Source organism: Escherichia sp. TW14182, assembly GCF_000208525.1.
GTDB lineage: Bacteria > Pseudomonadota > Gammaproteobacteria > Enterobacterales > Enterobacteriaceae > Escherichia > Escherichia ruysiae.
This window is the reverse complement of the sequence record NZ_AEJZ01000503.1, coordinates 1-1,209: the sequence shown is the minus strand read 5'-3', so window position 1 is coordinate 1,209 and position 1,209 is coordinate 1. Positions and strand designations below refer to the sequence as shown.

Here is a 1,209-nt window from a genome sequence, read left to right as displayed (position 1 = left end):
CTCCTTGCCTTTCGGCACGTAAGAGGCTAATCTTCAGTTGTCGAGACATAAGACTGGCCTCACTTCGATTTATAGTCGGGTGGGGCTTTTCTCTATCTGCCTTTGGTGGCATGCCCGAGACAGATAGCCTCAAGCACCCGCAGCAATTCTACTTAACTCTTTTTTCCCCGCAAACCGTTTTTATCCTCAACACAAATTTTACCAATACCCCTTAACACATCCCCCTTGCTCTGACGATACCTCCCTCTTTACATAGGCCAAAATTTATGTATTATCGTTTACAAACAAGCAGTTAAGTGCTATCGGTGGGTGGAGTCGCCCTGCGGTAGCTTTTTCTTTATACATAACCCCACCTTAGATTTAAAAAGTTCCAGTAAGGTTTTATATGCACAGCATTAGTTTTTTTTCATTTCGCATATTGACACATAAAGGTAGTCGAACTAGCAAAAAATTAAATGATTTAGGTTTAAGCAATAAAAAAACCGCATATGAATTATTAGTTGATTACTTCAATCTTTATAAGAACTCTCCTATTGAATTTGGTGTTTCAAAAACAAAAATATCTCTAGAACAAAATGAGAAACTTACCTTTGATGACAATAAAAAAACCATACATGGTTATATAAAAGTTGGAAAATATGGAGAAAGTAGTGAAATAAAAGACATAACCCTCGAAAAAATTCACTACAGAACGACTGTTCATGATGTAACACTTAAAGAACGTTATATTTTAATATATCTACCTGATGAACTGGAAGAAGGCATTATAGTCTTTCACTCCAGTGATAATGTTTCCGCTCGAAGCATTCTTTCTGATGCCATAGTCGAATATTTTAAAAAGCAATTTAATCTTGAAGCAAGAATAAATCCTTTGTGTCATAAAGAGATCCCAAAATATATTCTCGACTCAGAATTAAAACAAATTAGAGCGCAAGGATATAACGCATTAGATGATATTACGGACTCATTTGGCCGCAACAAGACAAATATAAAGACAGATTTGCTCATTAAAGTTAACGAAGGCATGATGGGGAGTTTTCGTGACTTAAGAAGTAAAAAACTAGGAAACATCATAGAAATAATTGAAGATAAATGTGACGCAATAAAAGTAAGCCTGCAGATTGGGAATAGAACTGTTGTATATAACTATAACACCATACTAAAAAAAGGCATTTCTGCAGAACTGGACGATAATGACTTAAAAATTAA

General features: G+C 35.1%; 1 protein-coding gene. It reads left to right on the top strand.

The window, feature by feature from the left end:
• Window positions 1–385 precede the first annotated feature (385 nt).
• Window positions 386–1,209: hypothetical protein (locus EQY_RS0123685; protein ID WP_000555661.1), on the top strand; the 824-nt coding region annotated here is incomplete at its 3' end.